Annotated in this window: 14 protein-coding genes; 6 read left to right on the top strand and 8 right to left on the bottom strand. The window is 31.2% G+C overall.

The window, feature by feature from the left end:
* Window positions 1-274 precede the first annotated feature (274 nt).
* A complete protein-coding gene (gene pepF, locus LQ688_RS10670) occupies window positions 275-2,071 on the bottom strand; it encodes an oligoendopeptidase F (RefSeq protein WP_135032493.1) in 1,797 nt (598 codons plus the stop codon).
* 203 nt (window positions 2,072-2,274) lie between these two features.
* On the opposite strand from pepF, the gene LQ688_RS10665 reads away from it, so the two are divergent.
* Complete coding sequence (locus LQ688_RS10665) at window positions 2,275-2,616, top strand: hypothetical protein (protein WP_017000590.1); 342 nt, start codon at window positions 2,275-2,277, stop codon at window positions 2,614-2,616.
* 68 nt (window positions 2,617-2,684) lie between these two features.
* On the opposite strand, the gene LQ688_RS10660 is transcribed toward LQ688_RS10665, so the two are convergent.
* Entirely contained in the window at window positions 2,685-3,263 is a 579-nt protein-coding gene (locus tag LQ688_RS10660) for a GNAT family N-acetyltransferase (protein ID WP_239725122.1), read from the bottom strand.
* 153 nt (window positions 3,264-3,416) lie between these two features.
* Here LQ688_RS10660 and LQ688_RS10655 point away from each other — a divergent pair, with 153 nt between their 5' ends.
* Window positions 3,417-4,172, top strand: coding sequence for a MerR family transcriptional regulator (locus tag LQ688_RS10655; protein WP_239725121.1), 756 nt, complete (start codon window positions 3,417-3,419; stop codon window positions 4,170-4,172).
* Between the two features lie 108 nt (window positions 4,173-4,280).
* Entirely contained in the window at window positions 4,281-4,811 is a 531-nt protein-coding gene (locus tag LQ688_RS10650; RefSeq protein WP_064205246.1) for a histidine phosphatase family protein, read from the top strand.
* A gap of 158 nt (window positions 4,812-4,969) precedes the next feature.
* Here the strand turns inward: LQ688_RS10650 and LQ688_RS10645 are convergent, their stop codons facing one another.
* Window positions 4,970-5,557 (bottom strand): YIP1 family protein, encoded by a 588-nt coding sequence (locus LQ688_RS10645; protein WP_345773003.1) that lies wholly within the window; start codon window positions 5,555-5,557, stop codon window positions 4,970-4,972.
* A gap of 120 nt (window positions 5,558-5,677) precedes the next feature.
* On the opposite strand from LQ688_RS10645, the gene LQ688_RS10640 reads away from it, so the two are divergent.
* The 3 genes from LQ688_RS10640 to LQ688_RS10630 are packed head-to-tail and all read left to right on the top strand — an operon-like array spanning window position 5,678 to window position 8,621.
* Window positions 5,678-6,772, top strand: coding sequence for a permuted SH3 domain-containing protein (locus LQ688_RS10640; RefSeq protein ID WP_239725119.1), 1,095 nt, complete (start codon window positions 5,678-5,680; stop codon window positions 6,770-6,772).
* Complete coding sequence (locus tag LQ688_RS10635) at window positions 6,769-7,449, top strand: ABC transporter ATP-binding protein (protein WP_017000596.1); 681 nt, start codon at window positions 6,769-6,771, stop codon at window positions 7,447-7,449. Before LQ688_RS10640 ends, LQ688_RS10635 begins: the two co-directional genes overlap by 4 nt.
* A complete protein-coding gene (locus LQ688_RS10630) occupies window positions 7,446-8,621 on the top strand; it encodes an ABC transporter permease (RefSeq protein ID WP_239725118.1) in 1,176 nt (391 codons plus the stop codon). The genes LQ688_RS10635 and LQ688_RS10630 overlap by 4 nt, the downstream gene beginning before the upstream one ends.
* A 346-nt stretch (window positions 8,622-8,967) precedes the next feature.
* Here the strand turns inward: LQ688_RS10630 and LQ688_RS10625 are convergent, their stop codons facing one another.
* From LQ688_RS10625 to trpB, 5 genes are all read right to left on the bottom strand, one after another.
* Window positions 8,968-10,227 (bottom strand): aminoacyltransferase, encoded by a 1,260-nt coding sequence (locus LQ688_RS10625; RefSeq protein WP_214269871.1) that lies wholly within the window; start codon window positions 10,225-10,227, stop codon window positions 8,968-8,970.
* A gap of 32 nt (window positions 10,228-10,259) precedes the next feature.
* Entirely contained in the window at window positions 10,260-11,513 is a 1,254-nt protein-coding gene (locus LQ688_RS10620) for an aminoacyltransferase (RefSeq protein WP_239752764.1), read from the bottom strand.
* 258 nt (window positions 11,514-11,771) lie between these two features.
* Entirely contained in the window at window positions 11,772-12,431 is a 660-nt protein-coding gene (locus LQ688_RS10615; RefSeq protein WP_064205250.1) for a type 1 glutamine amidotransferase domain-containing protein, read from the bottom strand.
* Window positions 12,432-12,511: 80 nt separating this feature from the next.
* On the bottom strand, window positions 12,512-13,243 hold the full coding sequence (gene trpA / locus LQ688_RS10610) for a tryptophan synthase subunit alpha (RefSeq protein WP_216683753.1): 732 nt from the start codon (window positions 13,241-13,243) through the stop codon (window positions 12,512-12,514).
* Window positions 13,236-14,456, bottom strand: coding sequence for a tryptophan synthase subunit beta (gene trpB, locus LQ688_RS10605; protein ID WP_239752763.1), 1,221 nt, complete (start codon window positions 14,454-14,456; stop codon window positions 13,236-13,238). The genes trpA and trpB overlap by 8 nt, the downstream gene beginning before the upstream one ends.
* Window positions 14,457-14,461 lie beyond the last annotated feature (5 nt).

The raw sequence follows: 14,461 nt of genomic DNA, 5'->3' as shown, positions 1-14,461 counted from the left end.
ATTAAAAATGGCCAAATCCATAGCTTAGCTATGAATTTGACCAAAAAGACATTTTTATTATTTAGTTGTCTACTTGACAGGGTTCACTTCAAAAGTTGGGACACGGCTTTTATTTTTTGAAGAAAATTATTTGTATTAGCGAACGTTGTTGACACGTTTAATAAGAATAGTCAACAAGGATAGCGTTATTGACACGATTGCTAAGAATAGTCATTAAGAGCACTAACAATAAAGGTTCTTTTCGCCATTCATGACGAAAAGAACCTTTATTTAATTATTCAATTTCATCTGTTAATGTTTCTAATTCGTCAATCAAACTACCGATATAAGCTATTGTTTCTTTTAACGGCTTATCTGTAGTAACATCAATTCCAGCTAACTCTGCTAATTCAACTGGAGATTTTGAACCACCTGATTTCAATACATTTAACCAATCATCAACAGCAGGTTGTCCTTCATTTTCTATTCTTTGACTCATTACTGTACCAATTGTTAATCCAGCAGAGTAAGTATATGGGTATAATCCCATATAATAATGAGGTTGGCGCATCCAAGTTAATTCAGCACCGTCAGTTATTTCGACTTCGTCACCCCAAAAATCTGAAATAACTTTCTTTTTAATTTCATTAAGCAGTGGGGCAGTTAAAGCTTCACCTTCGTCTACTTTTCTATAAACTTCTCTTTGGTACTTAGCTTCTAATAAGTGCGTAACCATATTATGATAATAAGTTCTTGAAATAATTGAACTTATCACCCAACGTTTGAATTTTGGATCATTTGATTTTTTTAATAAGCTATTTGCCATTAACATTTCATTCATTGTAGATGGTGCTTCCACAAAATACATAGAACAATCAGCTTGGTATACATTTTGATATTTATTCGCTAAATTAAAATGACCAGCATGACCTAATTCGTGGGCTAATACAAATACTTCAGTCATTTTACTTGTCCATGAAATGAATATAAATGGATTTACGCCATATGGGCTCGCACAATAAGCACCTGTTTGTTTACCTTTATTTTGAGGAAAATCAATCCAGCGTTTGTCATAACTATCATTTACCATTTGCATATAATCATCGCCAAGCACACTTAATGCGTCTTTAATATATTCTTTTGATCCTTCAATTGATACATCAGGTTCATAAGTTGGATCTAGCGGAATTCTTAAATCTTCAAAACGTATTTCATCTAAATTATTTGTTCGCTTTAGCAATTTAGCATAACGTCTCATATGTGGTGCTAATTCTTCAGAAATCACATCTATTTGTCTATCGTACATTTCTCTCGTAACATCTTGAGGTTCAAGCAAGAAATCTATAACAGAATCATATCCACGAAGTTCGGATTCTATTTTTTCTTTTTGAACATGAGCGTTGTATGTTGCAGCAGTCGTATTTTCATAGCGACGCAATGCTTCGCTGAATTTCTTAAACGCATTTCTTCTCACTTCAGTATTTGAGTGAACTTCAAAATCTCCTTCGAATGATACATAATCTAATGCAATTTCTTCGTTATTTGCTTCAAACGTACCAAACTCAATATCTAACATTTTCGTAATTCCATACAATTCAAACGGTGCACTAAAAGTAGGTGAGAACGTCGCTAAAGTTTTTTCAACTTCAGGATGTAACGTATGTGGTTTTTGTCGTTTTAGTAATGATAAATATTTAGGGTATTCTGATTGTTTAATTAAAGCATTAAATGTTTCCTCTTCTAATTGTAAGATTTCCGATTCTAAAAATGATAATAAACCTGCAATCTTCCCGTATGTAGTAGAAAATTGTGCTGCTACTTTTTGACTATCAGCGTCAGTCGTATCAGTAGAATACAATAGTTCTGCATATGTACTTAAATGTATTACATCAATAATAAGATCAGCTTGTTCATGTAAAGCTGATTCAATAGTCGATACATCCTTTAATTGATTGAGATACTTTTCATTAAAATCAGTCACTCTTTGAACTAAGTCAGTTAACGTTGAATAAAATGCGTTGTTATTTTCGTATAAACTCGATAAGTCCCATGTTTCGTTAATAGGTATTTCACTACGTAATTTTTGTCCCATTGTCTCATCCCTTTTTAAAATATTTGCAATGTTCACATAATTGCTCATTTTCATTATAATATTAATCATTTTAGAGTACAAATTTGCTAGGTTATAAAACATTTGTTAAATTCAATTATTTTTATAAAAATACTGCAAAACTTAATTAATATATTAATAATCGGGTATAATATTAGATATAGTTGTAAAGGAGGCGTAATAGTTTGAATATATTTGATTTCCCAAATTACTTATGGATATCATTTGTGATTGTCGTCGTTTTCTCAATATTGTCTTCATTAATATTAAAAAAATATGTTATTAGCGCAATATTAACATTTATAATATTAGGCATTATTGCTTTTATCTTACCTAATTTTTATGATATTACATACGAACCATTATTAGGTTACGCTGCCTTTATGGCCATTATTAGTTTATGCTTCAGTCTTTTAACATGGTATTTAGTCAAAAAGAATAGACAAAGAAGACTAGAAAAGTTAAGCGAAAAAGAAGGTATAGATAGCGGGCATCAATTTGAAAAATTAAAAAGACGAGAAAAATAATGATAAACAACATAATATAGAATAAAACATCGACCTGAATTTACATTTCAAGTCGATGTTTTATTTTATTATTTAAAATAAACTGGTGTAGCTACAGCATATAATACTTCATTTATTAGCTTACTACCATCTGAACTTAAATCTGAATTCTTTAATGTTCCTTCTAATTCATATCCACAACGCTCGATAGTTTCTATACTTTTAGTGTTTTGAACATCTATATAAGCTTCAATTCTAACAAAGCCATGTTCTTCAACTAAATATTTTGTAACATATTTTATAGCTTCAGTAGCAAATCCTTTTCCTAAACCAGAATTAACCATCCAATAGCCAATTTCACATGAGGGTAATCTTAAATTAATATCTTGTAAAACGATTGATCCAACGAAAGCTTCAGTTTCTTTATCGAAAATAAAATATCTTAAAAATTGTTTATTTAAGTTTATATCAGTAGTTTTATTAATAAAATCTGTAACTTTAAAATCGTCAAAATTATGATTAAAAAAGGAAACCCATTCTTTTAAGCGATCAACCGAATTAAGCATGCCTTGTTTAATAGTATCTTTATATGTATAAACACGTTCTCCAGCTAGTAAAAATAAACGATCAGTTTCTAGCTTTAAATCAAATTTTATGTTGTGACTCATAATAATGCTCCTATCTGATTCAATTTTTCTTATTTCTATAGTATATCAACTATAACATTATCTATATGACCAAAAATAATATTTTTTAATATTTGTTGTTGACCCTTACGTTACGTTAGACTTTATAGTAATAAGTAGGAGGAGGTCAGAGAAATGGAAATGACTGTAAAAGAAGTTGCAGATTTAGTAGGAATAAGCGTGCGCACGCTCCATCATTACGACTCAATAAACTTATTAAAACCAGATAATACAACTGAAGCTGGGTACAGGTTATATAACGATAAAAGTCTCGAAAAATTACAGCAAATTCTATTTTTTAAAGAACTAGATTTTCCTCTCAAAAAAATAAAAGAAATTCTCAATGATCCATCATTCGATACAAAAGAAGCATTAAGGTTACACAAAGAAATGCTTTTAGAAAAAAGATTGCGTATAGACAAAATGATAGAAACCATTGATAAAACAAATCTACATTTAAAAGGAGAGATTAATATGACAAAAGAAGAAAGATTCGAAGGTTTTGATTTTAGTCAAAATCCTTATGAACAAGAAGCTAAAGAAAAGTGGGGCGAAAAGACAGTTGATAAAGCTAATGAACAATTAGCAATTATGCCTAAGCAAGAAAGATTCGAAAAAGAAGATGAAATGAACACTATATTTAGAGAACTAGCTTCAGTTAATGATAAAGAAAAATCACCAGCATCAGAAGAAGCACAACAACTTATTCAAAATTGGTATGATTTCTTAAATGATAACATCAATTATGAGTATTCATTAGAAATATTTAAAGGTTTAGGTGAAATGTATGTAGCTGACGAACGTTTTACTAAAAATATAAACCGATTTGGTGATGGATTAGCACAATTTATGCATGAAGCTATTAATATATATGTAGAAAATCATCAATAAGAAAAACACCAATGATTTAAATCTGAATAATTACGATTTAAACTCATTGGTGTTTTATATTATGTTTATGTTATTGTAGCTTAATATTAAATTTTAAGGAGAATCATAATGATATACATACTTAGACATTGCAAAGCTATCGGTCAAGATAAACATGCAAATTTAACTGAAGATGGCCAATTATGTGCAGAACAATTAGTACAAGTATTAGCAAACCTTAATATTGATCAAATATACATTAGTAATATGAAGCGTACATATGAAACAATCAAACCATATATAAGTAAATATCAAGTAAATGTTATTACAGATTCAAGGCTCAATGAACGTCAATTAAGCGACATATCATTAGATAATTGGTTAAATGAGCTTAAATACACATTTGAAGACTTTGATTATCGTATACATAATGGCGAATCAAGTTCAGAAGCTCAAAAAAGAATTTTAAGCGTATATGAATCCATTAATCAATCATATAACAGCTTAATCGTTACACACGGTAATATAATGACATTGCTATTAAATCATTTTAATCACGAGATTGGATTTGAAGAATGGAAAGCATTAAAAAATCCAGATTTATATAGCATAGATAAATATAACAACGTTAAACATATAAGTATGTCGTTAAACGAATAGAAAAGGGTCCCCTAATCACAATATACATAACTTCCTATAATATATATTATGTAAACTAATATGTAGAAAATATATAGTTAACACGAATATCTGTGTTTATTACGTTTTTATATAGTTTTAACTCGATACTTAATATTATCAATTCTCATTCATTTAACTCATGCAATTATTAAACTTATGATTATAGAAATTACAACCATTACGACACTCCAAATTATTGATGCTTTTCCTGATAATCTGCTTGTTTCATATAACAAGATTGCTATTAAATATCCTTCTATTAATATTCCGAGATCAAATACGCCTAGATAAATGTTGTCTTGGTCAAATACTGCTAAGCTCGTTATTGAATATTGTTCCGGATCCAGCTTGAATAATGCTTGTATGCTTACTACAATTAAATCAATGATTGTAAAGATCAATGTGATAAATGTTGTCGCTGCAAACAAGCTTGATACTTTTACATCTGATTTCATTAATTTAGAAATGATTAAAAATATAATGGATGACATTACAATGCCTAAAATAACGCTTAATCCCGGAATTATGTATTCTAGTACTTTAACAAAATTTGTTAACATTTCATTATTTGGATTACTTATACCTTGTTCTTCAGTTAATGTGCCTGATTCTGATGTTGTCGACATCAATATCCATACTATGATTAATTCTAATACAATACATAATATCATGTTTACTAGCCACTTTGGTTTTTCTCTAAATTTATAAAAATTTTCAGCTAAGATCCCCTATTTAAATAAATTTATATTTATATAATATCACCATTTGCCTCGAATTCCATATATTTTTTTACAATATATGTTATTATTTTGGGGTAGACATTTTTAATATAGGAGTGAAAAATTTTGAAAAAGAAACTCATTTGGATAATCGGTATCATCGTTATTCTCTTATTAGTCTTGACTGCATATATTGTAAAACAGACTAGTAATGATAATGACAAGAAAAGTGACGGTTATGATACATATCAAGTTAAGGAAGAATCGCCTTTAAACATTTCTGGGAAAGCTTCCCCATCTAAAATAAAAACATATAATAACAATGATCAGTTAGGTGATTTAGTGAGTACTTTGGTTGAAGACGGAGAAAAAGTAAAGCAAGGCGATACTTTAATCAACTACAATATCAACGATCAAAAAAGACAGGACTTATCAAGTAAGGTTAACGACGCGCAAAATGTAGTTAATCAAGACTATCAAAATATTAATCAGCAACCGAACAACAACGATTTACAAAAGAAGTTAAATCAAGATTTAAACGCATTGAATGAAGCACAAAAAGAACTATCTCAGTATACTAAACAAATTAATGATAGTACTTATGCATCATTTGACGGTGTAATTGAAATGGACAATGATACAGATGCTGCAAGCGGAGAATCTATATTAAAATTGATAGCAAATGAAACTCAAATTAAATCTTCTGTTTCTGAATTCGATGTGAACAAAATAAAACTCGGAGATTCAGTTAACATCAAGGTTAATAGTACTGGCGAAAAAGGTCATGGTAAAATCACGAAAATATCTGAACTACCTAGTAACTATGAAGAAAAAGGTGCTACTGGTGCTGGTATGAGTCAAGGCGATAGCGAAGAAGGAAGTTCCCAGGCTTCAAATCCTGTGTCCAATAACCCTACTTTAAATAAGGACAACTCAAAATACCAAGTCACAATAGGAAAAATCGACTTACCTATTCGCAGTGGTTTTTCTACAGAAGCAGAAATCCCTATAGATGCTATTAAACTACCTAAAAGTGTATTAACTAGAAATAATGATGTTTTCGTATTAAAAAAAGATAATAAAGTTGAAAAACGTCATCTTAATATCGAACGTCAAAATGGTGAAATATTTGTTAAAAAAGGTCTTAAAAAAGGAGAGAAACTGATTGTTTCACCTAAAAAATCATTAAATAATGGTGATAAAGTTGAGGTATCCTCATGATTAATTTAGTAAATGTTAATCGACACTTTAAGAATGGCGAAGAAACAAACCATATTTTGAAAGATATTAATATTTCGATTGATACTGGTGAGTTTATTGCAATAATGGGACCTTCTGGTTCAGGAAAAAGTACATTGATTAATATTTTAGGCTTTATAGATCGAGGCTATACTGGTGAATATTTATTTAATCAAGAAAACTACCAAAATGTTTCGGATAATAAGCTTGCTGCTGTAAGAAATAAAACAGTCGGATTTGTCTTTCAAAACTTTAAATTAATACAAAATAATACGATATTAGAAAATGTGAGCATCCCCCTACTTTATTCAGGTATGTCCACAAAAGAAAGAAAGCGTCATGTAGAATCCGTTTTAAGAGAAGTTGGCATTGAAGATAAAAAGAATTTAGTACCTAGTAAATTATCAGGTGGACAACAACAACGTGTTGCTATAGCACGTTCGATTGTAAACCAACCGAAATTTATTATTGCCGATGAACCTACCGGCGCACTAGATTCTCAAACATCTAAAGATATTATGGATTTATTCGTACGGTTAAATCGTGATAAAAACACAACTATGATTATCGTCACACATGACCGCAAAGTTGCAGAACAAGCAGATCGGATCATACACATTTTAGATGGTCGTGTTCAACGAGAAGAGGTGGTTGAATGAAAAACTTACCTAACATTATATCAATATCTCTTAAATCGATTATGAAAAATAAACGTCGGAATATCTTCACGATGATTGGTATCATTATTGGTATCGCTGCAGTAATAACAATCATGTCATTAGGTAATGGCTTTAAAAAGACAGCTTCAGAAGAATTCGAAGATACTGGTGCAAGTAAAGGTCAAGCAGTGATAAGCTATATGCCTAGTAATCCAGATAACGCCACTAAAAATCCTTTTGATAAAGAAGATATGGATATGGTAAGTCAAATTAAAGGCGTTAAAAGCGTGAAAATTAAAGAAGACAAAAATCAAAGTTATTCAGCGAAATTAACAAATGCTCAAAAACAACAAAACGTTAACATTATTAAAAAAGAACAGTTTTCAAATACAACAGAAGGTCATGGATTTTCGAAAACAGATAATGAATTAAATGAAAAAGTTGTCACGGTAGATAAAACAATAGCGAAAGAAGTATTTAATAATGACGCTATAGGACAAACATTATTCATTGATGATCAAGGCTTTAAAATAGTCGGCATTGCTAATGATGAAATGAATGATTCAGCAGTGCATATGCCTAGCCAAACATTTAGTAAATACATGGGTAACTTAAATCAAAAGTTTCCAGAACTTGAGATTAAAGTAAACGATGATAGCGAAAAGAAAGAAATAGCGAATAAAGCTGCTAAACAATTAAATAAAAGCGGTTCTGGTAGTAGCGATGGCAATTACGAATATACAGACTTAGAAGAAGTTATGAAAAGCATTACACAAGTATTCGATGCCATTACGTACTTCGTAGCTGCAGTAGCTGGTATCTCCCTATTCATTGCAGGTATCGGTGTAATGAATGTGATGTATATTTCAGTAGCAGAACGAACAGAAGAAATCGCAATTAGAAGAGCATTTGGTGCCAAAGGAAGAGATATAGAAGTACAATTCTTAGTTGAAAGTATTGTATTATGTCTCATAGGCGGAATTATAGGATTGATACTCGGTATATTAATATCAAAACTAGTAGAAGCAGTAACACCTGATATGGTACAAAGTGTTGTCAGTCTAGGATCTGTAATTTTAGCAGTTGGCGTATCAACATTAATCGGAATAGTATTCGGTTGGATACCAGCACGCTCAGCATCGAAAAAAGAATTAATAGACATTATTAAATAGAATTGAAACAGGTTGAGACATTTATTTATGCCTCAACCTGTTTTTTATATAATTGAGGCTATGAATGTCGCACGTGCACCTCGTCTTGCAACATTCAGACAAATTACAAGTTGTGACAATATAGATATCCTTGTTGACACGCTTTACGAGTTGTGACAATATGACTACTCTTGTTGACACGTTTTACTAGTTATGACAATATAGCTATCCTTATTGACACGTTTCGCAAGTTGTGACAATATGACTACTCTTGTTGACACGTTTTACAAGTTGTGACAATAAGGACATTACACCTATAATGAAAGAAGCTGAGACATGTATTTATGTCCCAGCTTCTATATATTTTCTATCTTTTAATTTTTGAGCGCACTTTTTGTAATGTATTGTATAAGAAATACTTTTTCTTATTGATTGGTTTGTAGAAATCACCTATAAGTTCTTCGATTTGTACATTAAATCCTCGTTTGAATCGATATACACCGTAGTCTTCACTGTTTTCAGTAAAGTCTCCTGATAAACCGTAGAAGTTATATCTATCGAAGCCATTATCGAAACAATAGTTAATCATATACCAATGCATCATATATGGGCCCATGAAGTGATTGTATTTTTCGCTTGAACCACCTGAGAAATAGTTGATTTCATATGCGTTTTCAAAGAATACACCTGCAGAGAGATTTAATACTTCTCCATCTGTCTTCATTAACTCACTTGTTTCTAGTAATTCTTTTTGAGCATGGTCAATCTGTCTATCGGTTTCAGCGATTTTCTTAAGTTGCTTTTCTGATTTATTTTCTTTAGCCATCATTTGATCGCGTTTCGTTTCTAATTCAGTTAAGTTTTCTTGAGTAGATTGTATATATTCATTTAAATCTATATACGCTAATGGTACTAATGCTTTAGAACCGTATGTATTGATAAAGTTCATAAAGTATTCGTCTGTTTTAGATATAAAGCCTGCTCTCTCTTCAGTCTCTCTATATAATTTGAAGAATATATCTAATTCGTCTTCTTCTAGAAATCGAACTTTCACAACGTAGTTATGAGCTTTATTAACGTTACGTTTTCTCTGGCTATCGAACCCTTTTTTAACTTCTGCTAAAGTCTTGTCTTTTAAGTTTAGTACGCCCATCCATCTTACTTGGCTTGATGGATCATATTGTGTAGTAAAACCATGGTGTTGATATCCTAATGATTTTATTAAGTCGACAATTTGGTCGTTCGGGCCATCTTCTTTTATTGGATTAAGGTCTTTATCATAGATGTTATAAATCCAGTAAGGGTCTACTTTAACATATAAACATTGATGTTGTTTTAAATATTTTTCAAGCGATTTAAAATAGTATTCTACTAATTGTAAATCACTGTAATCCATCACTGGACCACGGTTTGAATAATAAACATAACTGCCTAATGTTGGTATTTTAGAGAACAAACTTGCTGCAACAACTTGGTTGCTCTCATCTTTAACACCTAATAATACGACTTGGAAGCCATCATTTTCTCTTGTTTTGATATTTTCTTTCACTTGGAAATAATGACTTTCATATTGACTATCAGATACAAAATCGTCGTATTCAGTAACGGTTAATTCTGTAAATTTCATATTATCTAAATTCCTCTCTTACTGAAAATCGTTTATTTTTTTAATACTTTTTTTAACACTTTATAAGCGGTATATGCTGGTTTATTAATTGGTTTCACAAAGTCACCAATGTATTCATAAACATCTGCATTATAACCCTTTTTAAATTTAATAACGCCAGCATCTGGTGCATCTTCAGAGAAATCTCCACTAATTCCATAGAAGTTGTAGCGATTAATATTGTGTTCTAATGCGTATTTAATCATTTCCCATTGTATTGCATAACTTCCTGCAAAATGACGATATTCATTTGATGAACCGCCTGCATAGTAAACAACTTCGAATGGATTAATGATGAAGAATCCTGCTGCGATTGGTAAAGTATCACCGTACTCTGCCTGTAATTGTTTAGCTTCGTCTAATTTAGCTTCGTTAGCTTCTCTTTGCTGTTTCAAGTTATTAATTTTATTGATTGCTTTTTGGTTGTCTGGTTTCTTTTCTAATTCTTTTTCAGCTTTTTCAATTTCTTTATTATGTTCCTCAAAGTCTTTTTCTAATTGAGGTATATACGTTTCGAAATCTATATATGCTAACGGTATTTTAACATTATCAAAGTATTTTAATCTGTTGTAGTAGAAGTCGTCACCACGGTCGTCGAAATCTTTCTTCTCTGTTGTATCTTCCATAAACCTTCTAAATATAGGCATTTCATCTTTAGTTAAAAAGCGAACTTTAACACCATTTTTTTGAACTTTTTTAGTGTTACGTTTTCTCAAGTTATCCATGTTTTTAATTAATGACTTTTCGTCCATACCTTCTAAGTCCAGTACAGAATGCCATCTAATTTGATGTATTGGGTGGAAACCAGTTGTAAAACCTTGATGTTCATATCCTAAAGATTCAAATTGCTGAATTAAATTATCACGTTCAAAGCTCTTTAGAACGTTACCGTCATGATCTCTTAATTGATATGGTAAATAAGGATCAATTCTAAAGAATAATGCTTTGTTCTTTTTTAAATACGGTACGATTTTTTTAAAAAAGAAGTCAACAAGTTCTTTATTATCAAAGTCCATTACTGGCCCTCGATTCGAATAAAAATAATTAAACTTTTTCATTACTGGCACACTTGTAAGCAAACATGCAGCCAACACCTCATCTTGGTCATTCTTTACACCAACTAAATGTGTTGAAGTGCCCTCTGATGTCTTTAGTTCATAGTTACCCACTGTCTGAGTAAAATGAGCATATGGCATGTTATTAGTAAATGTTTCAAATTCACCAGTCGTTAAATTTGTAAATTTCATTTATACAATACTCCCAATCTAATATTTATGTATTTAATACAATTATACATTATTTTACCTTTATTCTAAAACAATACTCATTACTATACCATTATTTTACTTCGCACTATAGAGTTTTATGACACAAATGTATAACTAATTGGTTATGAATAAAAAGGAATAGAACTTAACTTTATACATTTACACGTTAGAGATCTTCTAAAACAAACAGAGCTGAGACATTTATGTATGTCCCAGCCTGCTTTTTCCATCACTTTATTATTTTAAAACATTTACAATTTTTTCTGCTACTTCTTCACTTGAATTAGGATTTTGTCCGGTTACAAAATTACGATCTACTACTGTATGTGAGTCGAAATCACTACCTTTGACGAATCTTGCACCTTGTTTTTCTAGTTCAGTTTGTAATAAGAATGGAACGTCTTTTTCTAATCCCATTGATTGTTCTTCACTATCTGTGAACGATGTTAATTTAACGTCATTAACTAAATAATCGCCACTAGGTAGTTTGGCACCAATAAATGCGCTTGGTCCATGACAAACTGAACCAATCACCTTATTTTTCTCTTTATAATAAGCTAACATATTCTCTAAATCAGGATTGTTAGGGAAATCAAATACTGTCCCGTGACCACCTGGTAAGAATATGCCATCATAATTTTCAAATACGATATCTTTAATTCCGTAAGTTTGTTGAAGTTTTTCTAAAACATCATGATATTCTTTCGTTTCATCATTTTGTGTTGAGTTTGGATCGATTGGCACACTACCACCACTAACTGATGCGATGTCCACTTCTATTCCATTTTTGATGAAAACTTTGTAAGGAATTGCTGCTTCTTCTAGCCATAATCCAGTTGGTTTACCATCTTTAAATTGAGATGTATTTGTTACAACCATAAGTAATTTTTTGCTCATTAGAAACACTCCTTTTCTTTTGTTACATCCGATTATACATGATGTTAACTTCTATTTCTTGTTTGAAGGGTTTGTAAACTTTATTTTTCGTCTAAAGCATTTCTAATAGACTTTATATATTCGATTGTGTCCGTAGTTGGATCTTGTTCTAACCTTTTTACGATTTCACTACCTATAACAACCCCATCGCTAAACGATTTAATTTCTTTAACATGTTCCTCTGTTTTAATACCAAATCCACAAACAACAGGTACTTGAGAATGTTGTTGTATAAATTTTATTTTATCTTTAAGTGATTCATGGAATCCTCTACCATCACCTGTAGTTGCGTTCATCGTAACTGTGTAAATAAAACCTTCTGCATGTTCTGCAATTTGTTTAATTCGTTCATCACTTGATGTCATCGCAATTAAAGGTATTAATTTCACATTTGTTTTTGCTAATTTTTCTTTGAATCGTTGACCCAATTCAAATGGTAAGTCTGGAATAATTAATCCATATACATTAGCTTCATCTATACGCTCGATGAAACGTTCTACACCATAAGCATCAATTAAATTATAATAAGTCATAAATAGATATGGTGTATGTATGTCGTTTTTATGTTCGATTAATTCATCGATGATTTTATTTACATTCATACCTTGTTTAATTGCCTCTTGGCCAGCTTTCATAATTGTTGGTCCATCTGCTACAGGATCAGAAAATGGCAATCCTATTTCAATGTAGTTAGCTCCATACTTATCCATTAATTTCACATTTCCAATAAAATCTTTGTTAGCCATTATATATGGTATAAATAATTTACTCATTTTGTTCACCCTTTTGATTTTGCATATATTTTCTAATCGTTTCCATATCTTTATCACCACGTCCTGAAACTGTAACAACAATAATTTCATCTTTATCCATAGTTGGAGCTAGTTTTTCCACGTAACTTAACGCGTGAGCACTTTCGATCGCTGGAATAATGCCTTCAAGTTGAGTAAATTTAATCAATGAGTCCATCGCTTCTTTATCACTTGCATTCGGATATTCTACTCGACCAATATTGTTATAATAACTATGCTCTGGTCCTACACCAGGGTAATCAAGCCCTGCTGAAATAGAGTGCGCTAATTCTATTTGTCCATTTTCATCTTGTACGAGATACATTCTTGAGCCATGTAGTACACCAGGCTTACCTTTGTTGATTGCAAGTGCGTGTTTCTTAGTATCGACACCTTTACCTGCAGCTTCTACACCATACAATTTAACTTCTTCGTCATTAACGAACGGATAGAATGTTCCAATTGCATTTGAACCTCCCCCTATACAAGCTACAACTGCATCAGGTAAACGAGATTCTTTCTCTAAAATTTGCGTTTTAATCTCTTTACCAATAACGCTTTGTAAGTCTCTTACTATAGTAGGAAATGGATGTGGTCCTAATGCTGAGCCAAGTAAATAATGTGTATCCTCAACGTTTGAAACCCAATATTGTAAAGCTTTGTTAACAGCATCTGATAAAGTACCTTGACCATCAGTAACAGGTACCACTTTAGCGCCTAGTAGTTCCATTCTAAATACGTTTAACGCTTGGCGTTCAATATCTTCTTCACCCATAAATACTATAAGTTCCATGTCAAACAAAGCAGCGATTGTTGCGCTTGCCACACCGTGTTGTCCTGCACCTGTTTCTGCAACTAATTTTCTTTTGCCCATTTTTTGAGCGATTAAAGCTTGTCCTAATGCGTTATTAATTTTATGAGCACCAGTATGGTTTAAATCTTCTCTTTTTAAATAAATTTTTGCGCCACCTAATGCTTCTGTATATCTTTTTGCATAAGTTAAAGGTGTTTCTCGACCTACATAATCTTTTAAATAAGCATTCAATGTTTTATGAAATTCTGGATCATTTTTTAATTTTTGATAAGTTTCATTTAATTCTTGAATTGCTGGCATTAGTGTTTCTGGTACATATTGCCCACCAAATTCACCAAAAAATCCTAAATCGTCAGCTTCTAATTGTATTTCATCAGCCATTTTTA

It is taken from the genome of Mammaliicoccus sp. J-M40, from assembly GCF_022386395.1.
Taxonomy (GTDB): Bacteria; Bacillota; Bacilli; order Staphylococcales; family Staphylococcaceae; genus Mammaliicoccus; species Mammaliicoccus lentus.
The sequence above is the reverse complement of the archived record's forward strand: the minus strand, read 5'-3'. Positions and strand labels throughout refer to the sequence as shown.

Coding starts and splice junctions, on each gene's coding strand:
- trpB (WP_239752763.1), bottom strand. CDS start 14,456: ATGGCTGATGAAATACAATTAGAAGCTGACGATTTAGGATTTTTTGGT.
- trpA (WP_216683753.1), bottom strand. CDS start 13,243: ATGAGTAAATTATTTATACCATATATAATGGCTAACAAAGATTTTATT.
- LQ688_RS10655 (WP_239725121.1), top strand. CDS start 3,417: ATGGAAATGACTGTAAAAGAAGTTGCAGATTTAGTAGGAATAAGCGTG.
- LQ688_RS10625 (WP_214269871.1), bottom strand. CDS start 10,227: ATGAAATTTACAGAATTAACCGTTACTGAATACGACGATTTTGTATCT.
- LQ688_RS10615 (WP_064205250.1), bottom strand. CDS start 12,431: ATGAGCAAAAAATTACTTATGGTTGTAACAAATACATCTCAATTTAAA.
- LQ688_RS10650 (WP_064205246.1), top strand. CDS start 4,281: ATGATATACATACTTAGACATTGCAAAGCTATCGGTCAAGATAAACAT.
- pepF (WP_135032493.1), bottom strand. CDS start 2,071: ATGGGACAAAAATTACGTAGTGAAATACCTATTAACGAAACATGGGAC.
- LQ688_RS10660 (WP_239725122.1), bottom strand. CDS start 3,263: ATGAGTCACAACATAAAATTTGATTTAAAGCTAGAAACTGATCGTTTA.
- LQ688_RS10630 (WP_239725118.1), top strand. CDS start 7,446: ATGAAAAACTTACCTAACATTATATCAATATCTCTTAAATCGATTATG.
- LQ688_RS10635 (WP_017000596.1), top strand. CDS start 6,769: ATGATTAATTTAGTAAATGTTAATCGACACTTTAAGAATGGCGAAGAA.
- LQ688_RS10620 (WP_239752764.1), bottom strand. CDS start 11,513: ATGAAATTTACAAATTTAACGACTGGTGAATTTGAAACATTTACTAAT.